The 1,638-nt window shown below is 61.4% G+C and carries 1 protein-coding gene and 1 pseudogene; both read right to left on the bottom strand.

All coding sequences use genetic code 11. From position 1 onward, the window contains the following. Positions 1-744: RNA polymerase sigma factor region1.1 domain-containing protein (locus H8B02_RS47110; RefSeq protein WP_283842329.1), on the bottom strand; the 744-nt coding region annotated here is incomplete at its 3' end. 253 nt (positions 745-997) lie between these two features. Continuing rightward, a pseudogene (locus H8B02_RS47105) lies at positions 998-1,638 on the bottom strand (DNA primase); the annotation flags it as partial.

Here is a 1,638-nt window from a genome sequence, read left to right as displayed (position 1 = left end):
CTGCCGGCGGCGCGACATGGGCCGCGCGCCGGCCTGCACGTCGCCGCCATTGCCTTCAGCGGCGGCGCCCTCGGCACCGTTGTTGCCGATCAGGTTCGGATTGATGCCGCCCTTCGACTCAGGGCCCGCATAGGTGGCTTCGAGATCGATGATGTCGCGAAGGAAGATCTTTCCTTCGTTGAGCTCGTCGCGCCAGATGATGATGGCCTGGAATGTCAGCGGGCTTTCGCAGAGGCCCGCGATCATCGCCTCGCGGCCGGCCTCGATGCGTTTTGCAATGGCGATTTCGCCCTCGCGGGAGAGCAATTCCACCGTGCCCATCTCGCGCAGATACATGCGCACGGGATCGTCGGTGCGCTCGCCGGGCTCCGACTTCTTGACCTCGGTGACGGCCTTCTGCGTGACCTCAACGAGTTCGTTGTCGGTCTCGTCGTCGCCGTCGTCCTTCTCGTCCTCGCCCTCGCTATCATCCGCCTCGGTGACGTTGATGCCCATGTCCGACAGCATCGACATGATGTCTTCGATCTGTTCGGGCGAGGTCGTGTCGGAGGGCAGCACTTCGTTGAGCTGATCGAAGGTCACGAAGCCGCGCTTCTTGGCCTGCTTGATCATCTTCTTCACCGCGGCATCCGACAGGTCGAGCAACGGCGACGGCGCGTCAGCGGCATCCTTCTCAGGAGCATCCGCTGCCTTGTCGTCTTTTTCCTTGTCCTTAACCTGCAGCGTCTTTGCCTTGGTGGCCATTCACTAAGCTCCCGAAACGCGGTCATGCAAAATGGCGCCACGCACGCGCATCCGCACGAAATCTAGATTTACTCTCTCGACGCACAAAGGGCGGCGCATAATCTCGCCACCCCTCTGATCCGTCTCGACGGTTTCCATCTTGAAATAGCCGCGAGGCTATTAAGTTTCGCTTAACCCTGTTTTTGCAGCCAAACCATGGATTTGGCGAGTCTTTTTGCGGGTTCGGCCAGCGCCGTCCGCAGCATTTTTGTTATCAGACATTACGCTGGAACCGGCCCGATAATTCGCCGAACCCTTCAATCAGGGCTTCGGTCCCATCGGCTTCTGCCATCCGGGCCTGGATATCCTGCAACCATGCCAGATTGGCCTCGCTGGAGTCTTCAGCCAAAGCCGCTTCCGCATCTTTTCTTTCCCTAAGTAAGGCGTGGGTTTTCTGATGCAAGGCAACGAGTTGACGCCAGGTCGATAAAACATCCTCGCGTGCGGCGCCGATCTGCGCCCCCCACACCGCCTGGGTTGTGTTCGCCCGCGCAACCCTTTGAAGAATCTGCGATAATCCGCCTGCTTCGAGGTCGGAGCGCATCTTCTCGGCCTGCTCCTCGACATCAGGAGAGTGGTGATGGTCGTGGGCAAAGGCGGCGATAATCGCGGCCCGCAGCTTGTGGGCCTCGGGATGGGCGAGTTCGAGGGCCGCCACCTCCTCGAGATGGTCGTGCAGCAGCCAGGGGTGATTGATCAGGGATTGCAGGATCAGGGCCTCGCGGCTCGAGATCGCGCTGCGCTGGCCGCGCATGATCGGGCTGTTGGCCAGTTGCTGGCTCGCGGCCTGATAGGGACCCCGTGAAAACCCGGGGGTGCCGCCGCCCTTGGCGCCGAACCGGCCGGCTTGGCGAC

The organism is Bradyrhizobium altum, assembly GCF_020889705.1.
Lineage (GTDB): Bacteria > Pseudomonadota > Alphaproteobacteria > Rhizobiales > Xanthobacteraceae > Bradyrhizobium > Bradyrhizobium altum.
This window is presented reverse-complemented; position numbering and strand designations above follow the sequence as displayed.